The sequence below is a fragment of the Rhizobium oryzihabitans genome (genome assembly GCF_010669145.1).
Classification (GTDB): domain Bacteria; phylum Pseudomonadota; class Alphaproteobacteria; order Rhizobiales; family Rhizobiaceae; genus Agrobacterium; species Agrobacterium oryzihabitans.
The window spans coordinates 1,873,721-1,898,446 of record NZ_CP048632.1 but is presented as its reverse complement, the minus strand read 5'-3'; the positions used below and the strand labels follow the sequence as shown (position 1 = coordinate 1,898,446).

Here is a 24,726-nt window from a genome sequence, read left to right as displayed (position 1 = left end):
GTCGATAAAGCGTTTTTCAGTCTCTTAGCCCAAAGCCGCGCGCGCGGGAAGAGATGTTGTCGCGGGGCCCGAGGCTAGTTTTGGAAATGCGGTTGACGTCTGTCAGATTCCCTCGACGATCATCATCTCCGCATCCGCGACTTCCTGACGGATTTTGGCCGCGGCCTGGTATTCGGGGGAGTTGTAGCAATCGATGGCGTGCTGCACCGAGGGAAACTCGATGATGACGTTGCGCCCACGCGCCTTACCTTCCAGCTCGGTCAAAGCGCCGCCACGGGCGAGAAAATTGGCGCCGAACCGCTCGAAAGCCGGCTTTGCCGTCGTGACATAGTCCTTGTAGCGCTCACTATCGCGCACATCGACACGGGCGATCCAGTATCCCTTTGCCATTTCGTTTTCTCCTGTCCTTACTGATTGGCCGGAAAGCTGGCGCGCAGCATGTCGTCAAGAATGGCGCGGGCCGCCGCCTTCGGGTCCTCCGCCCTGACGATCGGGCGGGCGACGACCAGATGGCTCGAACCGGCCCTGATGGCGTCGAAAGGCGTCATCACACGCTTCTGATCGCCGGCCTCGGAACCGGCCGGTCGGATACCCGGTGTGACGACGGCAAGGTCGGGGCCCAGAATTTCACGCACCGCCGTCGATTCCTCCGCCGAACAGACGATGCCGCCCATGCCCGCCTCGCGTGCCTGTTCCGCACGGCGCAGTACGAGCGAACGGGCATCCGAGGCGTAACCGGCCTCGGCAAGATCGGTGTCGTCCATCGAGGTCAGCACGGTGACACCCAAAAGGCAGAGGCCGGAGCCTTCGGCAGCCTTGACTGCGGCGCGCATGGCTTTCGGATAAGCGTGCAGGGTCAGCATTGACATGCCCATGCGGGCGATGTTTTCGACGCCGGAGGCGACGGTGTTGTCGATATCGAGCAGCTTCATGTCTAGAAAGACCTTCTTGCCGCTCTGGACAAGGTCACGCGCGAATTCGAGACCGCCTGCGAAAACCAGCTGATAACCGATCTTGTAGAACAGAACCTCGTCGCCGATTTTCGAAACGATGTCTTCGGCCTGCTGCACAGTCGGAACATCGAGCCCGACGATGAGTTTTTCGCGCGCGGTCATTGTCTTATCCCTGCCATGTTTCCATTGCCGTCCAGTCGCATGTGGGGGACGCGGCTGCAAGAGAAAAGTCGGCGATGGAAAAGCGGAAAAGATTGCCGCCGCCGGGCGGCTGGTCCTTGCTACGGCTGATGCCGCGGCCTTCGATATGGCATTTCAAAAGTGTTCCGACGCCGCCGTGACCGACAAAGGCGATCGGCTGCCGGGGATCGTGCCGGTCGAGAACGGCCTTGACGGCGCTGACGATCCGCGCTTGCGCATCTATTGCCTTTTCCCAGCCGTGAAAACTCTCCTGAGGATGGGCGAAGAACCAGTCCGCTGCCTTTTCGAATTCCGGTGGCGGCAGGAAGCCGGTGGCCGACCGGTCGTTTTCATGCATCGCCTCGACGATCTCTATCTCAGCACCGGATGTTTCGGCAAGGATGCGGGCGGTCTCTATCGCCTTGGTTTCGGCACTGGAAACGATGCGCCGCAATGCATGCGCCCAGGGCAGCCGGCTCGCCTCGCGTGCCCGCTGGGCGCCCGTTTCCGACAGTCCCCATTCGGGAACCGGAACCGTCGGATCGATCCTGACCTGGGGATGGGTGATGTAGAGCGCATGCATTAAAATCGGTCCTCAATGGCGATGGAAAGGGTAAATCAAGAACCTAACCATCCGTCACGACCGGGAAATGACGGCCTTGCCCATTCTGCCGTGTGATCAGGCCCGCGTATAGGTCCACAATTGCGCTGGGGGAATATTGCGCACGATGAAATCGAAATGGCGGATATGATAGAGATGCGGCTGCGCGACGATCGGGGAAATGGGACCGTATGAAATCTGCACGACGGGGCGGCCGTGCGGCACGCGTTTCAGCAATTCGTCGAGAAGCTTGATGCGGGCGGCCATGGGGAAATTCAGCATCGGCACGGCGGAAATGACGCTGTCGAACATCTGGCCCTTGTGTTCGCCGAGCGTCGCATCGAGATCGAAGGCGTCGCCATTGACGAAATTGACGCCCGGATAGCTTCTGAGAAGCTGATTGTAGAAATCCGTCGAATATTCGATGGCAGTCAGGTTTTCCGGCTTGATGCCGCGCGCCAGAATGGCCTTGGTGATGACGCCGGTGCCAGGCCCGAGCTCAAGAACTGGAAGACCGGAATGGGGATTGATGACACTCGCCATTTTTTTCGCCGTGATGGATGATGTCGGGACGATGGCTCCGACTTTCTTTGGCTGGCTGACCATGCCCTTGAAAAAACGGATTTCTTCCTCGAATTTCTGTTCAAGGCGTTGCTTCAGGTTAAGTGCCATAATTCCCCTCGGATACATTTTGGTCATTGTCAAAAAACGGTTACGTACTGTTGATCCCATTTGGCGCAAAAACAAGGCAAAATGTCGTAATTGGAAAAATTCACATTCGGCTCGAAAGTCGTCTGCACAGAATCAAAAAACGCCGATGAAGCGATCCACCGGCGTTTTTGATTGGATTGAAGAAAATCGAGGCGCTTTAAACGCGCATCGGCATCAGAACGTAAAGCGCATCGTCACCGGCGGTGTCGCGAACCAGCGTCGGCGAGCCAGCATCCGCCAGAAGGAAAATCGCGTCGTCGCCGGAAAGCTGCGAGGTGATGTCGAGGAGATATTTGGCATTGAAGCCGATTTCCATCGAATCATTGTCGTAACCGACAGCCACTTCTTCCGTCGCACTTCCCGAGTCCGGATTGTTGACCGTCAGTGTCAGCTGGCCATCTGTCAGCGCCAGCTTCACGGCGCGGCCTCGCTCGGAAGAGATGGTCGACACACGGTCGACGGCCCGTGCGAAGGTCTGGCAATCGACGCGCATTTCCTTGTCGTTGCCGGTGGGGATGACGCGCTGGTAGTCGGGGAAGGTGCCGTCGATCAGCTTCGAGGTCAAAACGACCGAGCCGATGGTCAGGCGGATTTTCGCATCCGAGACCTCCACGGTGACTTCCAGTTCAGGATTGTCCATCAGCTTCTGCAATTCGCCGACGGTCTTGCGCGGAATGATGATGCCCGGCATGCCTTCGGAACCGGAGGGCGCATCCACATCGGCGCGCGCCAGGCGGTGGCCGTCCGTCGCAACCGCGCGCAGCTTCAGCTCGCCATTGCTTTCGATGGTGTGGAAGAAAATGCCGTTCAGGTAATAACGCGTCTCTTCGGTCGAAATCGCAAATTGCGTCCGGTCGATCAGCATCTTCAGATCGGTCGCCTTCAGTTTGAAAGTGTGGCTGAAGGTGCCGGCGGTCAGATCCGGGAAATCGGTTTCCGGCAGGCATTGCAGCGAGAATTTCGAACGGCCGGAGGCAACCGTCATCGTCGAGCCATCAGGGTTGGTGGCCAGAAGCACTTCGGAACCATCCGGCAGCTTGCGCACGATTTCATAAAGCAGATGCGCCGGCACGGTGGTGGCGCCTGCCTGCTCCACCATGGCCGGTGTCGCTTCGGTGATTTCGAGATCGAGGTCGGTTGCCTTCATGTCCAGATTGGCGCCGGAAGCGCGCAAGAGGACGTTGGACAGGATCGGGATCGTGTTGCGACGCTCGACAACCCTGTGAACGTGGTTCAGCGATTTAAGAAGGTTCGACCGCTCAAGAGTAATACGCATGGACGCTACCGCTTTCAACCGTTGCGAACCGGCCACCGCCGGATCGATAAGAAGAGTCTTGACCGGCCCAAAAGCCGGATAATGTGGACGGGCAAAATGGCAGAGTTATTGCAGAAAATGCAAGAGCCGAGTGCATCTGCCGCCGGTCATTTTGCTGCTATACAGCATGATCCACAGGCTATGGCCGCCCGTGGACCTTGTTCGCCGCTTTTCTATTGCCCATAAAGGGGCAAAATGGAGCGATGGCCGGGAATGATCGGCCGGAATGATTGGAAGCCGTGTGACGGAAGAAACAACGAACAGCGACGCAGGACAGGCAATAAAGGGCTTCAGGATCGGCACTGCCTCTATTCCGGCACGGCCGCTGGAACCGGCGCTTTATCTCGTCGCCACACCCATCGGCAATCTGGGTGACATCACCATCAGGGCCCTGGAAACACTGGCATCCGCCGATGTTCTCGCCTGCGAGGATACCCGCGTCACCCGCATCCTGCTCGAACGTTACGGCATTCGCACGCGCCCGCTCGCCTATCACGAGCATAATGCAAACGAGGCTGGTCCCAAGCTCATCGCGGCGCTTGAGGCTGGAAAGTCCGTGGCGCTGGTGTCGGATGCCGGAACGCCGCTTGTCTCCGATCCCGGTTATCGCCTGGGTCAGCTTGCGCTTGAGGCCGGCCATCGCGTCGTTCCTGTGCCGGGCGCGTCGGCACCGCTTGCCGCCCTTGTCGGGTCGGGCATGCCGAGCGACGCCTTTCTGTTCGCGGGCTTCCTGCCGGTGAAGGATCGCGGCAAGCGCGACCGTTTTGCCGAACTTGCGAAAATCCCGGCCACCCTGATCTTCTTTGAATCGCCGCGCCGCATCGGCACCTCTTTGAAGGTGGCGTCGGAAGTGCTCGGCCGCGACCGTCGCGCCGTGGTTTGCCGCGAGCTGACCAAGACTTTCGAGGAGTTCCGTCGCGGCACGCTGGGCGAACTTGCGGATTATTACGATGGCGACCGCGTGGTGAAGGGCGAGATCGTGCTTCTGGTGGAGCCCCCCTCCTATGATGAAATTCCCGATATCGAGGACGTCGAGAAGCTGTTGAAGGATCTCGTCACGACGATGCCTGCTGCCAAGGCCGCTGCAGAGGCGTCGAAACTGACAGGCCTGCCGCGCAAGGAGCTTTATCAGCGGCTGCTGGATATGAAGGACGCGGATGGCCGCTGACGGGCGAAACAACAAGAGACGAAAGGCCGAGCGACGCGGCCATGCTGCGGAATATTGGGCCGCGCTCTATCTGCTGTTGAGAGGCTATCGCATCCTCGCCATTCGATACCGTACCCGGCTCGGAGAAATCGATCTCATCGCCCGCAAGAGGGATGTCATCGCCATCGTCGAGGTCAAGGCACGATCATCAGGCGAAGGCGCCGTCGACGCCGTCGGCTGGCGTTCGCAGCAGCGCATCCGGGCGGCGGCCGATCTCTGGCTGTCCCGGCGCAGGGATGCAGGGCGATTTTCGCTGCGTTTCGATATCGTCGCCGTTCTGCCGCGACGCCTGCCTAAGCATTTCATCGACGCATTTTGAAGGGGAGAAACACTATGCCGACCGAGCGGGAAAAAATGGCCGCAGGCGAATGGTACAGCTGCATGGATGCCGAGCTGGATGTGCTGCGTTCCCGTGCCCGGCGTGCGGTTCACCAGCATAATACCATGCCGCCGGATGAGCGCGGAGCCATGGCGCCATTGCTTGGGGCGCTTTTCGTCGCCAGCGGGGAAGGGGTATTTATTGAAGCGCCTTTTCATTGTGCCTACGGCTTCAACATCACCCTTGGTAAAAACGTCTATCTCAATACCGGCTGCACGATCCTGGATTCCGCAAAGGTGTCGATAGGCGATGGCTCGATGCTGGGACCCGCCGTGCAGATCTATTGCGCCGAGCACCATCTGGACTCGGTTCCGCGTTCGCAGGGCATTGAAATCGCAAAGCCGGTGACGATCGGCCGTGATGTCTGGATCGGCGGTGCGGCGATCCTTCTGGCCGGTATCACCATTGGCGATGGTGCGATCGTCGGCGCGGGTTCGGTGGTAACCAGGGATGTGCTGCCGGGCACGACCGTGCTGGGAAATCCGGCCCGTCCGATAAAGCGCAGGGACCCGTGAGGCATGCGTTTTTGAGGGAGCGGCCTCCATTCGCAGGCGCTGTAACAAATCTGACATCAAACTGTTAAAGAGGCGTCATGGAACGTCTCTATTCGCATCCTCACCCCACTAACTGGCGGAGAGGACAAAATTATGTTGAAGAAGATTTCCATGGCCGCGGTGGCCGTCAGCATTTCGGCTACATCTTCCATGGCGGCGACCAACATCACCTGGTGGCACGGCATGGGCGGCCGCAACGGCGAAGTCATCAACGAAGTTGCCCAGAAGTTCAACGAAGCCCAGAAGGAATGCGCGCTGACGCCAGTTTCCAAGGGCTCCTACGAAGAAGCGCTGGCAAGCGGCATTGCCGCCTTCCGTTCGGGCGAACAGCCGAACATCCTCCAGGTTTTCGATGCTGGCGCTGCCACCATCATCAACGCCAAGGGCGCTGTCATTCCTGCTGAAGACCTCATCAACAAGGCCGGTTACAAGTTCGACCGTGACGCCTTCATCAACGGTGTGCGTTATTTCTACGCTGCCGCTGACGGCAAGTTCGTCGGCATGCCGTTCAACTCTTCCGCGCCGATCATGTACGTTAACGACGAAGCCCTGAAAAAGGCCGGCGTCGAGGCTCCGAAGACCTGGGAAGAATTCGAGCAGGTTGCGCCGAAGCTGAAGGAAGCCGGTTACATCCCGCTCGTCCAGTCGCAGCTCACCTGGCAGTTCACGGAGAACTTCTTCTCCCGCAACAACATCCAGTTCGCAACCAACAATAACGGTTACGACAGCGTTGCCGACACCAAGCTCAAGGTCACCGACCCGAACCTCGTCATGATGTTCGACAAGCTGAAGGACTGGAAGGACAAGGGCCTGTTCGCTTATTACGGCGCCGGCTGGAACGACAACCAGAAGCCCTTCGAAGAAGGCAAGGTTGCTTTCTGGATCGGTTCTTCGGGTTCGTTCGGCGGCCTGCAGAAGACGGCGACCATGCCGTTCTCGGCAACCTTCCTTCCCTACTGGGGCTCCATCAAGGGTGCCGGCACCAACTCGTTCATCGGCGGTGCAGCTCTCTTCGCAATGTCGGGCAAGTCTGAAGCCGAAAACAAGTGCGTGGCTGACTTCTTCCAGTTCCTGACCTCGCCGGAAATCCAGGTCTTCTACCACAAGGCAACCGGTTACGTCGCCATCACCAAGGCCGCTTACGAAAAGGCCAAGGCTGAAGGTTTCTACAAGGAAAAGCCGATTGCCGAAGTTGGTATCCAGCAGCTGTCGCTGCCGGGCGGCGAATGGTCCAAGGGTTACCGTCTCGGTTTCTACCCGCAGATCCGCGCCATTATGGAACGTGAATACAACCGCATCTTCTCCGGCGAAGTCACGCCGAAGGACGCCTTCGACATCATCGAGAAGGAAGGCAATGACCTTCTGGCCCGTTTCGCCAAGACGGCCGGCTGATCGATCTTTTCGAAACCAATGATCGTTGTCGAGCCTCCTTTCCAACGGAAGGGAGGCTCGCTTCTGGATAAGGAGGCGCAAGCGTGGCCTATACATCGTCTCAACCGCGTCTGGCCCGGTTTTTGTCCGGCCGGTCCGCAAAGGCTGGAAAACCCGTCAGCGCCGCCGAAGCCGGCATGAAGCGCGTGCAGTTCTCCTCGTCCTTCGTGCCCTATCTGTTTCTGGCGCCGCAACTGGCGGTGATTTTCATCTTCTTTTACTGGCCTTCCGTTCAGGCCGTGCATTCATCGTTCTATATTGAAGACCCCTTCGGCTTCGGCGCCTCTTTTGTCGGGTTCGCCAATTATTCGGACGCGATATTCAATCCGGAATATCTCAGCATCGCCAAGTTCACGGTCATCTTCACCGTGCTGGTGACCTTCTTCTCGCTGGCGCTTGGCCTGCTGCTCGCCGTCAAGGCCGATGCCGTCATTCGCGGCAGTTCGACCTACAAGACGGTGCTTATTTCCGTCTATGCCATCGCACCGCCGGTCGCTGGCCTCATCGGCATGATGTTCTTCGACCAGCACATCGGACCTTTCGTCAAGATGGCCGCGATGCTCGGTTGGGACATGAAAGTCGGACTCAATTATTTCGATACGGCTTTCGCTATGGTGGTCGTCGCTGTCTGGAAGCAGATTCCTTACAATTTCATCTTCTTCCTGTCCGGCTTGCAGGGTGTCTCCGTCGCCGTGCGTGAAGCCGCCGCCATCGACTGCCGCTCGGGTTTTCGCCGGTTCTGGACGGTCATCATGCCGTTGCTGGCACCCACAGCCTTCTTCCTGCTCATCATCAACATCACCTATTCCCTGTTCGATACGTTCGGTGTCATCGACGTGATGGTAAAGGATAAGGCGGCCAACAACCCGATCACCCTGGTCTACAAGGTGTTTCTCGACGGTTTCCGCGGCAATGACATCGGCGGTTCGTCGGCCCAGTCCGTCATCCTGATGCTGGTCGTCTTCGTCCTCACCATCATCCAGTTCCGCTTCATCGAGAAGCGCATCCATTACAATTGAGGGAAAAGACGATGTACAAGACAAAACCCCTCGATCATCTGGTGCTGATCATCGGCGCGCTGTTCCTGATCTTGCCGGTCGTCGTGGCATTCATGACGTCAACCCACACCGCTGCGGAAATTCACCGCAGCGGTCTGGCAATCCTTCCCGGCGATAATTTCGTTGAAACCTATGAGAAGGTTCTGACGCAGAAGGGCGGTTTCACCGGGCAGATCACCGGCCTCAACATGGTGCTCAATTCGCTGATCCTCGGTATCGGTTTTGCCGTCGGCAAGATCGTCCTGTCGATGACGGCGGCCTATGCGATCGTCTACTTCCGCTTCCGGTTTGCGACGCTCGCCTTCTGGATCATTTTCACCACGCTGCTTCTGCCGCTCGAAGTGCGCATCATGCCGTCCTACGAGGTGATGAGCAAACTCGGGCTCCTGAACTCCTATACCGGGCTCATCGTACCGCTTCTGGCGTCTGCGACAGGCACCTTCTATTTCAGGCAGTTCTTCAAATCCATCCCGGAGGAATTGCTGGAGGCGGCCCGCATAGACGGCGCGGGTCCGGTGAAATTCTTCATCGATGTGATCATCCCGCTTTCCCGCACCATGATGGCGGCGATCTTCATCATCATGTTCGTTTACGGCTGGAACCAGTATCTCTGGCCCATGCTGATGACGACGGATGAGAGTTTCTTCACCCTGATGCGTGGCATCAAGTCGATCCTGCAGGTCTGGGTCGGTTCACAAATTCCCGATTATAACGAAGCTTTCGCGCTTGCCGTTCTGGCCATGCTGCCGCCTGTGTTGATCGTCGTGATCTTCCAGCGCTGGTTCATCAAGGGCCTCACCGAGAGCGACAAATAAGGAGACCGAAATGGCCGCGATAGAAATCAGTCAGGTCTGCAAGGATTATCATGGCGGCGTGCGCGCCGTGCATCACGTCGATATCGACATCAGGGACGGTGAATTCATCGTGCTCGTCGGCCCCTCCGGCTGCGGCAAGTCCACGCTGCTGCGCATGGTTGCCGGCCTTGAGGACATCTCCGAAGGCACGGTGAAGATCGGTGACCGCCTGGTCAACCAGGTCGATCCGGCTGACCGGGATATCGCCATGGTGTTCCAGAACTATGCGCTTTATCCGCATATGTCGGTGCGGCAGAACCTGGAATACGGGTTGAAGAACCGCAAGACGCCAAAGGCGGAGATCGATGCGCGCGTGGCGGAGGCTGCCCGCATGCTGCAGCTCGAACCCTATCTGGAGCGCAAGCCGCGTGCTCTGTCCGGTGGTCAGCGGCAGCGTGTGGCCATGGGCCGCGCCATCGTGCGCAAACCGGCGGCCTTCCTGTTCGACGAGCCCCTGTCCAACCTTGACGCCAAGCTGCGCGTTTCCATGCGCGGCGAGATCAAGCGCCTGCAGAAGCGTCTTGGTACGACCTCCATCTATGTCACCCACGACCAGCTGGAGGCCATGACCCTGGCTGATCGCCTGGTGGTGCTGAATGGTGGCCGCATCGAACAGATCGGCGCGCCGCTCGAGGTCTATCACACTCCTGCCTCCACCTTCGTCGCGAGCTTCATCGGCTCTCCCGCCATGAACCTGCTGAACGGCGAACTGCACGGGGATGGCCTCGCCATCGGGCCGTCGCTGGTCTCGCTTGGCGGTTTCGCGCCGACCTCCGGTCCGGTCACGGTCGGCATGCGGGCGGAAGATTTCCGCCTGGCCGCAGAAGGCGAGCAGGGCTTCGTGCTGCGCGTCGATTACATCGAGGAGCTCGGCTCCCAGCGTCTCATCCACGGTATGATCGGCGATCAGAACCTCACTGTGGCGTTTTCGCCCGAGGTTGAGGTTCCGGCTACCCTGTCGGTCGCCATATCCCCGGACAAGCTGCATTTCTTCTCCAGCGAGACCGGCAAGCGGATTTCCGGCAAGGTGGAGCAGTCCGTGATGCAGGCGTCCGAACTGGCGACCGCCTGAGTATTGCGAACGAAATCGGCGCGATGATTAAAATTGCGCCGATTGTCCAAACCGGTTTGTTAGGATCCCGGTGATAGAAGACCTCCAATATCTCACGGGGGTTTTCTGGCATGTCCTTCAAAATGATGTTCGCGACGGCGGCAACCATGGCGATCCGCTCGGTGCCGATATTGCCGGCCTCCTTGCGCCGGGCAAAAGACGAGAGTGTCGTCAGCGCATCGTGCACGGATCTGCGGCTTCAGCCGGCCCCCATCAATCCTGACTGGATCATTTCTGGTAATCCCCAGGCGCGTGCGGCGGACCATTCCAGAAGCGGTGACCGCGCCTCCAGCACCGCCATGTGGGATTGCACGGCGGGTGAATTCCGCTGGTTCTTCGGTTGGGACGAGACCGTTTATATTCTCGAAGGCGAAGTGCATGTGACGGCGGAAGACGGCTCGATCAGCATCCTGCGGGTCGGCGATGTCGCATATTTCCGTGCGGGAACGTGGGCCACCTGGCGGGTGGATGAATATGTCCGCAAGGTCGCCTTCATGCGCCGCCCGTTCCCCACGGCGTTGGCTCTGGCGTATCGGGTCAAGAACAAGCTGTTTGCCGGTCGCTCCTACAAGCTTGCGGCCTGAAACGATAAAACCTTCCAGCCGATAGGCCCATCAGGCTCCGTCGGCTGAATTATGAAGGTTCAATAAAACTCACAAAAAGCACCCCTCGCAGCAGTTGCGTTTGAATGGTCGCTGCCCTACATCTTCAGGGTTTTCTGAAGCATTTCCGGGTCTCCTCCGGTCCTGCCGGGAATCGGGAAAAGACGAGGCAATGGGCAGAGCGGACCGGCAAGGCGTCCGCATGCTGCAAGAGGAACATGCGCATGGCGAAGATCAAAAACGTCGCGATCCAGATGGATCATGTCTCCGGCATCAACATTGCCGGTGACTCCACCTTCGCCATGAGCCTTGAGGCGCAGGCCCGCGGTTACCGGCTGTTCCATTACACCCCCGACCGTCTCTCCATGCGCGATGGCAAGATTTACGCCACCGTCGAACAGATGGAACTGCGCGATATCAAGGGCGACCATTTCTCGCTGTCCGAGCCCGAGCGGGTCGACCTCTCGACCATGGATGTCATCCATCTGCGCCAGGATCCGCCATTCGACATGGCCTATATAACTTCAACCCACTTGCTGGAGCGCATTCATCCCAGAACGCTGGTGGTCAATGATCCCGCCTGGGTCCGCAACTCGCCGGAAAAGATTTTCGTCACCGAATTCGCCGATCTGATGCCGAAGACGCTGATCACCAAGGACGTGGCCGAGATCGCCCGGTTCCGCAATGAGATGGGCGATATCATCCTCAAGCCGCTATATGGTAATGGCGGCGCCGGCGTTTTCCATTCGACGCGGGACGACCGCAATTTCTCCTCGCTGCTCGAAATGTTCGGCCAGATGTTCCGCGAGCCATATATCGCCCAGCAATATCTTCCGGATGTCCGCAAGGGCGACAAGCGTATCCTCCTGGTGGATGGCGAGCCGGTGGGCGCGATCAACCGCGTGCCGGCGGAAAACGATGCCCGCTCCAACATGCATGCCGGAGGCCGGCCGGAACCGACGGAACTGACAGCGCGCGAAAAGGAAATCTGCCGCCGCATCGGTCCCGCCCTGCGCGAGCGTGGGTTTCTGTTCGTCGGCATTGATGTGATCGGTGATTATATGACCGAAATCAACGTCACCTCACCGACAGGTATTCGCGAAGTGCAGAAATTCGGCGGCGCCGATGTTGCGAGCCTGCTTTGGGACGCCATCGAGAAAAAACGCGAAGCGCAGGATATCTGAGGCGATTTCCCAGCCGTCTCCGGTTTGTTCCACGCATACAACTCGATACAACTAAAATACATCGCCTGCGAGAAATTGTTCGCTGTATGTTCTTGTTTTATTCTTTGCGCTGTGGCACGTTGCTTGCGGGTGGCCGCCATGGGGCATGAAGCTCCGATGGTGCGGCCGGTTTGCGGGGGCAGGCCATGGTGGCGCGGGTCAATACGGTTGCATTTCAGGGCATAGAAGGTGTGCCGGTCGAGGTGCAGGTCATGGTCGCACCCGGAAGGGTCGGCATCCAGATCGTTGGCCTGCCGGACAAGGCGGTGGCCGAAAGCCGGGAGCGAGTGCAGGCCGCCCTGCATGCCTCGGGTCTGGCGCTGCCGGCAAAAAAAGTTACGGTCAACCTGGCCCCTGCCGACTTGCCGAAGGAGGGGTCGCATTTCGATCTTCCCATCGCTTTGGGTCTCATGGCCGCTTTAGGGGCCATTCCGGCGGAAGCACTGGCAAAATATGTGGTTCTCGGCGAACTCAATCTTGATGGCACCATCGGAATGGTTTCGGGCGCTCTGCCCGCGGCCATCGGCGCCAATGCACTTGGCAAGGGACTGATCTGCCCGGCCGAAAGCGGGCCGGAGGCAGCCTGGGCCGGAGCCGGTATCGATATCCTCGCCCCGCGCAGCCTCATTGCGCTCGCCAATCATTTTCGCGGCACCCAGCTTCTTTCCCGCCCGACGCCGGCCATCCGGGCCAATCCCGTCAATCTGCCTGATCTTGCCGATATCAAGGGGCAGGAGAGTGCGAGGCGCGCGCTGGAGGTAGCGGCGGCCGGCGGCCATAATCTGCTCATGGTCGGTCCGCCGGGCTCGGGCAAATCCATGCTCGCCGCGCGCCTGCCGTCAATACTGCCGCCGCTGGAGGCGGCGGAGTTGCTGGAAGTGTCCATGGTTCATTCCATCGCCGGCCAATTATCCGGTGGCAAACTGTCGGATCGTAGACCCTTTCGCACACCGCACCATTCCGCCACCATGGCGGCGCTGATCGGTGGAGGCTTGCGTGCCAAACCGGGCGAGGCCTCTCTTGCCCATCACGGCGTTCTTTTTCTCGACGAATTTCCGGAGTTTGCGCCGCAGGTGCTGGATGCGTTGCGCCAGCCGCTGGAGACGGGTGAATGCATCATTGCCCGTGCCAATCACCGCGTTACCTATCCGGCGGAAATCCAGCTTGTCGCGGCGATGAACCCTTGTAAATGTGGAATGGCGGGAGAACCGGGTTTCACCTGCGCCCGAGGTCCGCGCTGCATGACCGATTATCAGGGCCGCATTTCCGGCCCGCTGATGGACCGTATCGATATCCGCATCGACGTTCCCGCCGTCTCTGCCGTCGATCTCATCCGCCCCGTGGCTGCAGAGCCGAGTGCGGTGGTCGCTGCCCGTGTCGCTGGGGCTCGCCTCGCCCAGCAGGAGCGTTACGCGGCGGCCAGCTTTTCCGCCATCCGCACCAATGCCCGCTGCAGCACAACGCTGATCGAAAAATATGCCGAGCCGGATGCTTCCGGGCTGCAATTGCTGCGTGATGCGGCCGAGCGGCTGAAGTTCTCTGCTCGTGGTTATCACCGCATCCTCAAGGTCGCCCGGACGCTGGCAGATCTGGAGGGCAGGCAGACGGTCGGGCGTATCCACGTGGCGGAAGCCATTTCTTATCGTATAGCCGGCGAAAGGCTGACGGCGGCGGCGTAAGAAATTGCCCCCGCCCTTTGCCGGCTGAACGAAAATGCCGCCGGCTTGTGGGCGGCGGCATCGTCGTAATATCTAACGCTTCAGCGGTGTCGCCGCCGTGCCTGAAGAGGACGACTTAGAGTCCAAGGCCTTCGAAAAGCGCTGTCGAAAGATAACGTTCCGCAAAGGAAGGAATGATGACGACGATGTTCTTGCCGGTATTTTCCTCACGCGCGCCGACTTTGATTGCCGCTGCCAGTGCCGCACCTGAGGAGATGCCGACGGGTACGCCTTCCAGCTTCGCCACCAGACGGGCAATTTCGAAAGCCTCGTCATTGGTGACGGTGACGATCTCGTCATAAATGCCGGTGTCGAGGATCGCGGGGGCAAAGCCTGCGCCGATGCCCTGGATCTTGTGGGGGCCGGGGTTGCCGCCGGAAAGCACAGGGCTGTCGGCGGGTTCGACCGCAATGACCTTTACTTCCGGCTTGCGGGATTTCAACACTTGGCCCGTGCCGGTGATCGTGCCGCCCGTACCGATGCCGGAGACGAGAATATCGACCGAGCCATCGGTATCGTTCCAGATTTCCTCGGCCGTCGTCCTGCGGTGAATATCCGGATTGGCGGGGTTTTCAAACTGCTGGGGAATGACGGCGTCGGGCAGGGTTTCGGCCAGTTCCTGCGCCTTGGCGATTGCGCCCTTCATGCCCTTCGGTCCTTCGGTCAGCACCAGTTCGGCGCCCAGCAGGGCGAGCATTTTCCGGCGTTCAACCGACATGGTTTCCGGCATGGTCAGGATCAGGTGGTAGCCCTTGGCTGCGGCGGCAAAGGCAAGCGCGATGCCGGTATTGCCGGAGGTTGGTTCCACCAGCGTCGTCTTGCCGGGGGTGATCTTACCCTGCGCTTCCAGCGCGTCGATCATGGCGACGCCGATGCGATCCTTCACGGAAGCGATGGGGTTGAAAAACTCCAGCTTGGCGAGAAGGTTGGCCTTCACACCCTTTTCTTTCGCCAGCTTGTCCAGCCGCACGATCGGCGTGTCACCGATCGTTTCCGTGATGGAGGAATAGACGCGTCCGCGTCCGGGCTTTCTGGCTTCGGGCATGATGCTCTCCTGTATGAAGGCCACGCGACGGTGACCGCAAGATTTGAGCGGCAGAATAGGAGCAATCGCCGCGTCAAGCTAGCGAACGTTCATCCTTATGTGGCCGGTTTACCGGAAAAATTTCACGATAAAGCAGTCAAATGCATGATTTTATTTCACGTGCTGCGGATCGCGATCATGGTTGCCGTTCCGGCCAGAATGCCCGCCGCCGTGCGGTTGAGGATCGTCAGGGCGCTCGGCCGTTTAAGCAGGTTACGTGCCTTGGCTGCAAGCAGAATGTAAGGCAGCAGAACCGCCATCAGGACGAGGAAAGTAAGCGCCAGAAGTGTCGCATATTCCGAAGGGCCGATCATGCGAATGTCGATCAACGTCGGCACCAGCGCCACGTAGAACAGCATGGTTTTCGGATTGCCGAGCGTGATCAAAAGGCCGGACAGGAACGACATGGGTATGCTGGTGCTTTTTTTCGCCTTCAGGTCCTGCGGCAAAAGGCCGGCGGTCCAGAGCTTCCAGGCGATGTAAAGCAGATAGGCCGCGCCAGCAAATTTCAGGATCATGAAGGCTTCCTGAAAGGTCTGCGCCACAAAGGCGAGGCCCAATATCACGCCGGTCAGGTAGATCATGTCGCCCAGCACCAGCCCGAGGCCCATGAAGAAGGTTTCCCGGAAGCCCGATCCCAGCGCCCGCGCCACGATTGCCGTCATGCCGGGACCAGGAATGGCGGCGGCGATGAAGAGGGCGGTGGCATAGGCAAGCAGGGTCGTCAGCGTCATGATCGTCTTTCCCGGAAATCCGCTAGATCAATAGCGAAATTGCCGGGTGAAAACAATCGCATCATGCGGGAGCATCGGTTGAAGCAGGGTGGACGAGACAAGATTTCATCTGCCTGAGCTCCATCAGCCCTCATTCCTGTGCTTGTCACAGGAATCCAGCCGACGCGTGTCTGCGCGGCGCGTAAGACTCGTTTCAGCCCAAGGACTTGGGCTGGCTAGATTCCTGTGACAAGCACAGGAATGAGGGTGGCGATGAGCCGATTCTTACTGCGCCTGTGGTCTCATAGACCTGTCGAACCAAAACCGCCGGCACCGCGTGCAGTCTCGGAGGTTTCAGTCACTTCACTGACGACAACCTGCGTTACGGGAGCGATCACCATCTGCGCGATGCGCATGCCGCGTTCGATCACGAAATCGTCCTGCCCAGATTGGCGAGAATAACCTTCACCTCGCCGCGATAGTCGCTGTCCACCGTGCCGGGGGAGTTGAGGCAGGTAATACCGTTCTTGATGGCGAGGCCGGAGCGCGGACGGATCTGCGCCTCATAGCCTTGAGGAACCTCGAAGATGAAACCCGTTGGCACCAGCGCGCGCTCGCCCGGTCGCAAGGTCAGCGGTTCACCTGCTGGCACGGCGGCGCGCAGGTCCATGCCGGCGGCGCCACGGGTTTCATAGGAGGGCAATTCGAGGTCTGCGCCATTGGCGAGACGGACGAGCCGGAGGAGGGGGCGATTGTCATTTTGAACGGTCATCCGGCATTAGTTTGCCGAGATCGCGGCAAGGTCAATTGCAAAAGCGGGCCTGAAACGCTAGATACCCCGCAATTCCACAGGATTTGTCAGATGGCCGAAACACTTGCCGAGGCGGTCTCCCGCCGCCGCACCTTTGCTATTATTGCGCACCCGGACGCGGGTAAGACCACGCTTACGGAAAAACTGCTGCTGTTCGGCGGAGCGATCCAGCTTGCCGGTGAGGTGAAGGCGAAGAAGGATCGCATCCAGACCCGTTCGGACTGGATGAAGATCGAGCGTGAGCGCGGCATTTCGGTCGTCACCTCGGTCATGACCTTCGAATATAACGACCGCGTCTTCAACATTCTCGATACGCCCGGCCACGAGGACTTCGCCGACGACACCTACCGCACCCTGACGGCGGTGGATGCGGCGATCATGGTCATCGATGCCGCCAAGGGTATCGAGCCGCGGACGCTGAAGCTCTTCGAAGTCTGCCGCATGCGCGATATTCCGATCATCACCTTCATCAACAAGATGGACCGCGAAAGCCGCGATCCCTTCGAGATTCTGGATGAGGTGGAAGAGAAGCTGGCGCTGGATACTGCGCCGATCACCTGGCCGGTCGGGCGGGCGAAAAGCTTTTGTGGCGCTTACAATCTTGCTGAAAACACCTTTCGTGGCAACGACACGCAGGTGGATGGCCTGGCGGTCAACGGCCCTCAGGCTGTTGCCGATCGTCTGCCGGAAAACGAACGCAAGGTATTTGTCGAGGAAACCGAACTGGCGCTGGAAGCCTGCCGCCCCTTCGACCGTCAGGCATTTCTCGAAGGTCACATGACGCCGGTTTTTTTCGGCTCGGCGCTGCGCAATTTCGGCGTGCGCGACCTCATCAACGCGCTTGGTGATTTCGCCCCTCCGCCGCGCGATCAGGTGGCGGATACCCGCACCGTGCATGCGGCGGAAGACAAGATGACGGCCTTCGTCTTCAAGATTCAGGCCAATATGGACCCCAACCACCGCGACCGCATCGCCTTTGCCCGCATCTGCTCCGGCAAGCTGGAGCGCGGCATGAAGGCGAGGTTGTCCCGCACCGGCAAGCAGATGGGGCTCACCGCGCCGCAATTCTTCTTCGCCTCGCAGCGCCAGCTGGCCGATACGGCCTTTGCGGGCGACGTGGTCGGCATTCCCAACCATGGCACGCTGCGCATCGGCGATACGCTGACCGAGGGTGAAAACCTCGTCTTCCAGGGCGTACCGAACTTCTCGCCGGAAATCCTGCGGCGTGTGCGTCTCGAAGACGCCATGAAGGCCAAGAAGCTGAAGGAAGCCCTGCAGCAGATGGCGGAAGAGGGCGTCGTGCAGCTCTTCTCGCCGGAAGACGGCTCGCCTGCCATCGTCGGCGTTGTCGGCGCGCTGCAGCTCGACGTGTTGAAGGAGCGTCTGATGGGCGAATATGGCCTGCCGGTCTCCTTCGAAATGTCGCGCTTTTCCGTCTGCCGCTGGATTTCCTCCGATCAGCCGGCGGAAATGGACAAGTTCCTCAATGTCAAACGCGGCGATATCGCCCGCGATCTGGATGGCGATCCGGTGTTTCTGGCGCAGGATGCTTTCTCGCTCCGCTATGAGTCCGAGCGTTTTCCGGCGATCAAGATGGTCGCGATCAAGGAATATCACGTCGCCAAGGCGGCGTGATATCAGCCGGATTGCACTTTGAATGCCAAGGGCCTGAAGCATTTTCAGGAAAAGTGCGCAGCGGTTTTCCGTCCGGAAATGCGGAAAAACAAAGAGATAGAGCATTGAAGGTGATTCTTCACCGGAAATGCTCTAGTTTCCCCGTTAAACGGGAAACTGGTCCGGCATCATGACGCTTTCAGGCAAACATATTCTTCTCATCATCTCCGGCGGCATCGCGGCCTATAAGAGCCTTGATCTCATCCGCCGCCTGAAAGAGCGCGGCGCGAAGGTGACGCCTGTGATGACGAAGGGCGCACAGGAATTCGTCACGTCGCTTGCGGTCGGCGCACTGTCCGCCACCCATGTTTTCACCGAGCTTTTTTCCCGGCAGGACGAGCAGGATGTCGGGCATATCCGGCTTGCGCGCGACTGCGACCTCGTGCTGGTAGCACCCGCCACTGCCGATCTGATGGCGAAGATGGCGCATGGGCTGGCTGACGATCTTGCCTCCACGATCCTTCTGGCGACTGATCGCAAGGTGCTGATCGCACCCGCAATGAACCCGAAAATGTGGTCTGCCAGGCCGACAGCGCGCAATGTCGAAACGCTGAAGAAAGACGGCTTGTTTTTCATCGGCCCCATGGCGGGTGAGATGGCGGAAAAGGGCGAGGCGGGTCTTGGCCGCATGGCGGAGCCGTTGCAGATTGTCGAAGCCGTGGCGGCGCTGCTGGATGGCGGCCCGAAGCCTCTGAAGGGCAGAACCGCCATCGTCACCTCCGGCCCCACCCATGAACCGATCGATCCGGTGCGTTACATCGCCAACCGCTCCTCCGGCAAGCAGGGCCACGCCATCGCGGCGGCTCTAGCGGAGCTTGGGGCGGAGGTCACGTTGGTTTCGGGGCCTGTCACCATTGCCGATCCGGCCGGGGTCACGACGATCCATGTCGAGCGTGCTGAAGAAATGCGCGATGCGGTGATTTCGAGGCTGCCGGCAGATATTGCCGTCATGGTCGCCGCCGTCGCCGACTGGCGGGTGGCAGGCGCGTCGGAACAGAAGATCAAGAAACAGCCGGGTGATGCCCCACCGGCGCTGCAACTGACGGAAAACCCCGATATTCTCAAAACCGTTGGCCACCATGAAAAGCGCCCAAAGCTTGTGGTGGGTTTCGCCGCCGAAACGCAGGATGTCGAGAAGAACGGTCGAGCCAAGCTGGAACGTAAGGGGGCGGATTATATCGTCGCCAACGATGTATCCGCCGAAACCGGCATCATGGGCGGAGACCGTAACAGCGTGAAGATCATTTCGGCCGCGGGTGTTGAGGCGTGGCCGGATCTGGACAAGGTCGAGGTTGCAAAACGTCTTGCGGCCCTCATCGCGGAGAAACTGGCATGAGCCTGTTCGATCAAAAGACCTTCGACCGGGTGCTCGGCGAATGGCCGGGCGTGCGTTTTGTCGATCAATGGGATTCCCATGTCGCCAAGGTCGGAGACAAGGTCTTTGCGGTGCTGGGAGAGCGTGTAGACTGGCGGCTTGTGGTGAAATGTTCGGAGGAAAGCTTCGAAATCCTCACCTCACTGGAAGGCATCGGTCAGGCGCCCTATTTCGCCAAACGCAAATGGGTGTCGATTGCCGACCATTCGCCGCTGGAGCGGGAAGAGCTGGAGCATTATATACGCCGCTCCTACGAACTTGTCGCAGCCGGCCTGACGAAGAAGCTGCGGGGCGAGCTGGGCATAGTGATCGACACTGCGCCCACGATATAGTTTTTCGTTTCAGTTGACCTTCTTGTCCTTGCCGATGATCTGGCGGACGCCTTCCTTGGTGAAGGGTTGCAAAAGCTGCGGCACAAACCCCTTCGCGATCTCACCCTTGATGCCGATATCGGTGGAAGAGGGCCGATCCGGATTGTGGTAGGAGCCGAAGATCACATCGAAAATGACGAGATTCTCGCCGTAATTGGTGTTGCCTTCCGGAAGCTGCTTTGAATGGTGCCACCGGTGCAGCCGCGGCGTGCTGAACACGTAGTCGAGCAGGCCGGTTTTCATATCGACATTGCAATGGGTCAGAATGCCGATGAAGGCGGTAACGGCCCCAAGCCACCAGAAAACCTGCAAAGGTGCGCCCATGAAATAGAGCGGTATCTGGCTGAGCGCGATTTTGAAAAGCGAGTCCGCCACATGAAAGCGGCCCGTATTGACCACCCACAGCCGCACAACGCTGTGGTGCAGGGCATGGAAACGCCAGAAGAACACGGTTTCATGCGCGATGCGGTGAGCCCAGTAGAGGCCGAATTCGGCGATGGTGACCGCAAGCGCGACCTGAACCACCATCGGCAGATCGGACGGCCACATGTCGAACCGCATGGCTGCAAGCGGTTGCAGCACATTGGCGGTAACCATTGGAAAGATCGCCCCCGCAACGGCGGCAAGCTGGACAAGACCCTTGGTCAAAAGTGTGTGGCCAATGCTGGTTGCGGTCTCACCGTCACCCTCAAGCCATTCGACCTCATAAGGGATGTAGCGTTCAAGAAGAAACAGGGCCGTGACCGCACAGGCGTAGACGACGAGGAACCCCGTTATCGGATGGTTGCTGGTGAAGGCGAAATAGGAGCCGGCGAGGCCGGAGAAAAACACCATCGGCCACGAAGCGTAGGTAAGGGCCTGTTTCATTGCCTGAGTTTTTGCCATGAATCTCAATTCCCGTCCGGCAATCATCTAACATCCAACCAGCGGCGCAGCTCCTCGCAGGATCGCGGTTGCCCGTCGCTGAAGCGCCCGTCCGTGCATGGATCGATGCGCTCTGGCCGCATCGGCCGATAATATTCCCACTCCCTGCGCCCGTACCTGTCGCTGCGCCGCAGTTCCCGTTTCAACTCGCTGCAGCTGCGTGGCTTCCCATCGCTTATGCTGCCGTCCGTGCAGGGATCGTAAACCCTGTGTTCCGCCACTGCCTCCGGCACCAGGGCCGGCTGAAGACTGAAGAATAGCGAACCGATCAGAAATGTGAGCAATCGCATCAGTCACCTGTTTCGTTTAAAGGATCAGGCCACTATTCCTCATTAGATTGCATGAACATGGCATGCGGTCGTCTCATCGGCTTGCCAGGCGGTTCCCGGCCGGTGATGTGCCCACCGCAAACCGGCATTTCCAAACTCCCATATGTCTTAACTGATTCGGATGGCAATATAGAGAAGCGTCAGGGCTATCACCCAGAGTGCTGCGCGGCCCCATTTTGTATGGCGCGCTTCCGCCTTGCCGATTGCTTCCGCCGTCTGGGCGTCGAAACGCAGGCCATTCTCGCTCATATACATCAGATCGGAATGCAGCTTCTCCGTCTTGGCCGCGATCTCGGGTGCCGCCTCGGCAAGCTTGAGAGCCGCCTTCACGCCGTCCTTCAGATCGGTGACGATGCGTTTCGGGCCGAGATTGTCCCTGATCCAGCCGCTGACGACCGGATCGGCCGCCTTCCACATGTTGAAACGCGGATTGAGCATGCGGGACACGCCTTCCACCACCACCATGGTCTTTTGCAGCATCACCAGTTCCGGGCGCGTTTCCATGTCGAAGAGTTCGGTTACTTCGAACAGCAGCGTCAAAAGCTTGCCCATGGAGATCGTCTCGGCCGGCTGGCCGTGGATCGGCTCGCCAATGGCGCGGATCGCCTGGGCGAAGCTGGCTTTATCGTGATGACCCGGCACATAACCGGCCTCGAAATGCACTTCCGCCACGCGCATGTAATCGCGGGTGATGAAGCCGTAGAGGATTTCGGCGAGGAAGCGGCGTTCCTTTTTGCCGAGGCGTCCGGCAATGCCCATGTCTACGGCGACGATCTCGCCCTGCGCATCGACGAAAAGATTACCGGGATGCATGTCGGCGTGGAAAAAACCGTCGCGCAGCGTGTGGCGCAGGAAAGACTGGATCAGCGTATCGGCAAGCTGGTTCAGGTCGTGACCGGCGGCCTTCAGCCCCTCGATGTCAGACATTTTGACGCCGTCGATCCATTCCATGGTGACGACATCGCGGCCGGTGCGTTCCCAGTCGACCTCGGGAACGCGGAACCCGGGATCGTCCCTGGTGTTTTCCGCAAGTTCCGAAAGCGCGGCGGCCTCAAGCCGCAGATCCATCTCGATCTTGGTGGTCTGTTCCAGCGTGCGCGTGACTTCAACCGGGCGCAGGCGACGGGCGGAGCGCACGAAACGCTGTTGCAGGTCGGCGATCAGATACATCGCCTCGAGATCGTTCTGGAAACGCTGGCGCACACCGGGGCGTATGACCTTGACGGCGACCTTGCGCGGCCCTTTCGGCGTATCCACCATGGCCGGGTGAACCTGGGCGATGGAAGCGGCGGCGATCGGATCGCCGAATTCCTTGTAGAGCTCTGAAACCGGGCGTCCGAGCGAACCTTCGATATTGGCCTTCGCCGCGGCTGCGGGGAAAAATGCCATGCGGTCCTGAAGGCTTGCGAGGTCGTCGGCAAAGTCGGCGCCGACGACATCCGGCCGTGTCGCCAGAAACTGTCCCATCTTCACATAGGACGGGCCAAGCCGCTCGACAGCCGTGGCCAGCCGGTCGCTGCGCTGCGCCCGCTTGGCCTTACTGCGGGCGAAGGGTTTCAGCAGCGCTTTCAGCACCTGTGCGGAAGCAGGCAGGTCATCGGAGGGCAAGGCCAGCACGACGCCTTCGCGCACGAGAACCCAGCCAACCCTTGCGAGGCGGAAATATGCGCCCAAAGTGCTCATGCTTATGCCTGTCTCCTGCTCTTGCCGGCCATGGTCTTAAAGCTTCCAGCCGGAATGCAGGGCGGCGATGCCGCCGGTGTAATTCGTATAGGTCACGCGGGAAAAACCGGCGGTGCGGATCATCGTCGCGAAATCCTCCTGATTGGGGAATTTGCGGATCGACTCGACCAGATATTGATAGGGCTCGGCATCGCCGGTGATCATCTTGCCGAATTGCGGAATGGCGTTGAACGACCACGCATCATAAACGCGGTCGAGCAGCGGCATTTCCACTTCGGAAAACTCCAGCACCAGCAGCCGCCCGCCACGCTTGAGCACACGGTGAGCCTCTTTCAGCGCCACATCGATGCGCGGCACGTTACGAATGCCGAATGCGACCGTATAGGCATCGAATGTGTTTGCCTCGAAGGGCAGCTCCTCGGCATTGGCCTCAACGAAGGTCAGATTGTCGGAAAGCTTTCGTTTCGCCGCACGCTCCTCGCCAACGGCCAGCATCGAGCCGTTAATGTCGAGAACGGTGGCATGCGCCAGACGATTGGAGGCTTCGACGATGCGGAAGGCGATATCGCCGGTGCCGCCCGCCACGTCCAGAACCTTGTAGGAGGCATCCTTGCGCGGCGAAAGCGAGGAGACCATGGCGTCCTTCCACAGCCGGTGCAGACCGGCCGACATCACGTCGTTCATGATGTCGTAGCGCTTGGCGACCTTATGGAAGACGTCGTTGACCAGCCCCTGCTTTTTGCCTTCGTCCACCTTGTGGAAGCCATAGGACGTTTCCATGCCGCCTTGGGCAGTGGTACGGGCGTCGGTCATAGTCTGTCTCCATATTAATTGCGTGGCGGACCATAGCGGAAACGCCATGGCGACGCTATCTGTTGCCGCATCGCCTGGGCGCGACATTTCGCGTGCATTGTATAGACCACATGGTCCTAACGATAAACTGCCGGATAAGCCAGATGCCAGAATTGCCAGAAGTCGAAACCGTCAGACGCGGCCTTGCACCCGCCATGGAAGGTGCAAGCATCCGCAGGCTCCATCTCGGCCGTCCCGATTTGCGCTTTCCATTTCCGGAGGATTTCGCGGCACTGATCGAAGGCAAGACAATCGTATCGCTCGGGCGCCGGGCGAAATATCTTTTGATCGAACTGGAGGACGGGCTGACCATCGTCGCTCATCTGGGTATGTCCGGCTCATTTCGTATTGAGCCGGAGGTCGATGGGGTCGGTGACAGGGACGCGCCCGGCGCGTTTCATTATGCCCGTTCGAAAGACGGCAAGCATGACCATGTCGTCTTTCATCTCGACAAGGGAGAAGCGCGCGTCTGCGTCATCTATAACGATCCGCGCCGCTTCGGTTTCATGCATCTTGTCGAGCGCAACAAGCTCGACCTTTACCCGGCCTTTGCGGAGCTCGGCCCGGAGCCGACAGGCAACGCACTGAGCGCCGATTATCTGGCGAGCCGGTTTGAGGGCAAAAGCCAGCCTTTGAAGAGCGCGCTGCTGGATCAGAAGATCATTGCCGGCCTCGGCAATATCTATGTCTGCGAGGCGCTGTGGCGCGCCCACCTCTCACCTTTGCGAGCGGCAGGAACGCTGGTGACGAAAACCGGCAAGCCGAAACCGCAGCTTATCGATCTCACTGAGAAAATCCGCGATGTTATTGCGGATGCGATTGCCGCCGGCGGCTCTTCCCTGCGCGACCATATACAGACGGACGGAACGCTCGGTTATTTCCAGCATTCCTTTTCGGTCTACGATCAGGAAGGCCAGCCTTGCCGGACACCCGGCTGCGGGGGTACGGTTGAAAGAGTGGTACAGGCCGGTCGTTCCACCTTTTATTGCGCCGCCTGCCAGAAATGACGGAGC

At 59.4% G+C, this 24,726-nt stretch carries 24 protein-coding genes and 1 pseudogene; 14 read left to right on the top strand and 11 right to left on the bottom strand.

Features of this window, described 5'->3' with window-relative positions:
- Positions 1–102 precede the first annotated feature (102 nt).
- From G3A56_RS09980 to dnaN, 5 genes are all read right to left on the bottom strand, one after another.
- Positions 103–390, bottom strand: a complete 288-nt coding sequence (locus tag G3A56_RS09980; protein WP_082183548.1) for a DUF1330 domain-containing protein — start codon at positions 388–390, stop codon at positions 103–105.
- Positions 391–407: 17 nt separating this feature from the next.
- Positions 408–1,115, bottom strand: a complete 708-nt coding sequence (pyrF, locus tag G3A56_RS09975; protein ID WP_082183550.1) for an orotidine-5'-phosphate decarboxylase — start codon at positions 1,113–1,115, stop codon at positions 408–410.
- A gap of 4 nt (positions 1,116–1,119) precedes the next feature.
- Positions 1,120–1,716: a histidine phosphatase family protein gene (locus tag G3A56_RS09970; protein WP_082183551.1), complete on the bottom strand. Its 597-nt coding sequence runs from the start codon at positions 1,714–1,716 to the stop codon at positions 1,120–1,122.
- A 96-nt stretch (positions 1,717–1,812) separates the two neighbouring features.
- Positions 1,813–2,406: a phospholipid N-methyltransferase PmtA gene (gene pmtA, locus G3A56_RS09965; RefSeq protein ID WP_003493433.1), complete on the bottom strand. Its 594-nt coding sequence runs from the start codon at positions 2,404–2,406 to the stop codon at positions 1,813–1,815.
- Positions 2,407–2,602: 196 nt separating this feature from the next.
- Positions 2,603–3,721 carry a DNA polymerase III subunit beta gene (gene dnaN, locus G3A56_RS09960; RefSeq protein ID WP_035241489.1) on the bottom strand — a complete coding sequence of 373 codons (1,119 nt, stop codon included), beginning with the start codon at positions 3,719–3,721 and terminating at the stop codon, positions 2,603–2,605.
- Positions 3,722–3,986: 265 nt separating this feature from the next.
- On the opposite strand from dnaN, the gene rsmI reads away from it, so the two are divergent.
- The 10 genes from rsmI to G3A56_RS09910 all read left to right on the top strand — a co-directional run bounded on the left by rsmI (position 3,987) and on the right by G3A56_RS09910 (position 13,858).
- A complete protein-coding gene (gene rsmI / locus G3A56_RS09955) occupies positions 3,987–4,928 on the top strand; it encodes a 16S rRNA (cytidine(1402)-2'-O)-methyltransferase (protein WP_082183553.1) in 942 nt (313 codons plus the stop codon).
- Complete coding sequence (locus tag G3A56_RS09950) at positions 4,918–5,286, top strand: YraN family protein (protein ID WP_003493443.1); 369 nt, start codon at positions 4,918–4,920, stop codon at positions 5,284–5,286. Before rsmI ends, G3A56_RS09950 begins: the two co-directional genes overlap by 11 nt.
- Before the next feature lie 14 nt (positions 5,287–5,300).
- On the top strand, positions 5,301–5,861 hold the full coding sequence (locus tag G3A56_RS09945; protein WP_082183554.1) for a sugar O-acetyltransferase: 561 nt from the start codon (positions 5,301–5,303) through the stop codon (positions 5,859–5,861).
- Positions 5,862–5,993: 132 nt separating this feature from the next.
- Positions 5,994–7,292, top strand: a complete 1,299-nt coding sequence (locus G3A56_RS09940; protein ID WP_082183556.1) for an extracellular solute-binding protein — start codon at positions 5,994–5,996, stop codon at positions 7,290–7,292.
- Positions 7,293–7,375: 83 nt separating this feature from the next.
- Complete coding sequence (locus tag G3A56_RS09935) at positions 7,376–8,350, top strand: ABC transporter permease subunit (protein WP_175414386.1); 975 nt, start codon at positions 7,376–7,378, stop codon at positions 8,348–8,350.
- An 11-nt stretch (positions 8,351–8,361) separates the two neighbouring features.
- Positions 8,362–9,204, top strand: coding sequence for a sn-glycerol-3-phosphate ABC transporter permease UgpE (ugpE, locus tag G3A56_RS09930; RefSeq protein ID WP_035241493.1), 843 nt, complete (start codon positions 8,362–8,364; stop codon positions 9,202–9,204).
- Between the two features lie 10 nt (positions 9,205–9,214).
- Positions 9,215–10,315 carry a sn-glycerol-3-phosphate import ATP-binding protein UgpC gene (locus G3A56_RS09925; protein WP_003493454.1) on the top strand — a complete coding sequence of 367 codons (1,101 nt, stop codon included), beginning with the start codon at positions 9,215–9,217 and terminating at the stop codon, positions 10,313–10,315.
- Between the two features lie 110 nt (positions 10,316–10,425).
- Positions 10,426–10,938: a cupin domain-containing protein gene (locus G3A56_RS09920; RefSeq protein WP_003493456.1), complete on the top strand. Its 513-nt coding sequence runs from the start codon at positions 10,426–10,428 to the stop codon at positions 10,936–10,938.
- A 242-nt stretch (positions 10,939–11,180) separates the two neighbouring features.
- Positions 11,181–12,140 (top strand): glutathione synthase, encoded by a 960-nt coding sequence (gene gshB, locus G3A56_RS09915; protein WP_035241497.1) that lies wholly within the window; start codon positions 11,181–11,183, stop codon positions 12,138–12,140.
- Between the two features lie 185 nt (positions 12,141–12,325).
- Entirely contained in the window at positions 12,326–13,858 is a 1,533-nt protein-coding gene (locus G3A56_RS09910) for a YifB family Mg chelatase-like AAA ATPase (RefSeq protein WP_082183557.1), read from the top strand.
- Between the two features lie 115 nt (positions 13,859–13,973).
- Here the strand turns inward: G3A56_RS09910 and cysK are convergent, their stop codons facing one another.
- The 3 genes and pseudogenes from cysK to dut all read right to left on the bottom strand — a co-directional run bounded on the left by cysK (position 13,974) and on the right by dut (position 16,466).
- Positions 13,974–14,942: a cysteine synthase A gene (gene cysK / locus G3A56_RS09905; protein WP_082183558.1), complete on the bottom strand. Its 969-nt coding sequence runs from the start codon at positions 14,940–14,942 to the stop codon at positions 13,974–13,976.
- Positions 14,943–15,097: 155 nt separating this feature from the next.
- Positions 15,098–15,715 carry a LysE family translocator gene (locus G3A56_RS09900; RefSeq protein ID WP_003493463.1) on the bottom strand — a complete coding sequence of 206 codons (618 nt, stop codon included), beginning with the start codon at positions 15,713–15,715 and terminating at the stop codon, positions 15,098–15,100.
- A 281-nt stretch (positions 15,716–15,996) separates the two neighbouring features.
- Positions 15,997–16,466, bottom strand: a pseudogene (dut, locus tag G3A56_RS09895) (dUTP diphosphatase).
- 90 nt (positions 16,467–16,556) lie between these two features.
- Here dut and G3A56_RS09890 point away from each other — a divergent pair.
- The 3 genes from G3A56_RS09890 to G3A56_RS09880 all read left to right on the top strand — a co-directional run bounded on the left by G3A56_RS09890 (position 16,557) and on the right by G3A56_RS09880 (position 19,886).
- Positions 16,557–18,140 (top strand): peptide chain release factor 3, encoded by a 1,584-nt coding sequence (locus tag G3A56_RS09890; RefSeq protein ID WP_082183559.1) that lies wholly within the window; start codon positions 16,557–16,559, stop codon positions 18,138–18,140.
- 169 nt (positions 18,141–18,309) lie between these two features.
- Positions 18,310–19,515 (top strand): bifunctional phosphopantothenoylcysteine decarboxylase/phosphopantothenate--cysteine ligase CoaBC, encoded by a 1,206-nt coding sequence (coaBC, locus tag G3A56_RS09885; protein WP_082183560.1) that lies wholly within the window; start codon positions 18,310–18,312, stop codon positions 19,513–19,515.
- Positions 19,512–19,886 (top strand): MmcQ/YjbR family DNA-binding protein, encoded by a 375-nt coding sequence (locus G3A56_RS09880; protein ID WP_082183562.1) that lies wholly within the window; start codon positions 19,512–19,514, stop codon positions 19,884–19,886. The genes coaBC and G3A56_RS09880 overlap by 4 nt, the downstream gene beginning before the upstream one ends.
- A gap of 9 nt (positions 19,887–19,895) precedes the next feature.
- On the opposite strand, the gene olsE is transcribed toward G3A56_RS09880, so the two are convergent.
- From olsE to ubiE, 3 genes are all read right to left on the bottom strand, one after another.
- Positions 19,896–20,810, bottom strand: coding sequence for an ornithine lipid hydroxylase OlsE (olsE, locus tag G3A56_RS09875; RefSeq protein WP_082184572.1), 915 nt, complete (start codon positions 20,808–20,810; stop codon positions 19,896–19,898).
- A 476-nt stretch (positions 20,811–21,286) separates the two neighbouring features.
- Entirely contained in the window at positions 21,287–22,861 is a 1,575-nt protein-coding gene (ubiB, locus tag G3A56_RS09870; RefSeq protein ID WP_082183564.1) for a 2-polyprenylphenol 6-hydroxylase, read from the bottom strand.
- A 36-nt stretch (positions 22,862–22,897) separates the two neighbouring features.
- Positions 22,898–23,674, bottom strand: a complete 777-nt coding sequence (gene ubiE, locus G3A56_RS09865) for a bifunctional demethylmenaquinone methyltransferase/2-methoxy-6-polyprenyl-1,4-benzoquinol methylase UbiE (protein WP_082183566.1) — start codon at positions 23,672–23,674, stop codon at positions 22,898–22,900.
- Between the two features lie 143 nt (positions 23,675–23,817).
- On the opposite strand from ubiE, the gene mutM reads away from it, so the two are divergent.
- Positions 23,818–24,720: a bifunctional DNA-formamidopyrimidine glycosylase/DNA-(apurinic or apyrimidinic site) lyase gene (gene mutM / locus G3A56_RS09860; RefSeq protein WP_082183567.1), complete on the top strand. Its 903-nt coding sequence runs from the start codon at positions 23,818–23,820 to the stop codon at positions 24,718–24,720.
- The last annotated feature ends 6 nt before the right edge of the window (positions 24,721–24,726 follow it).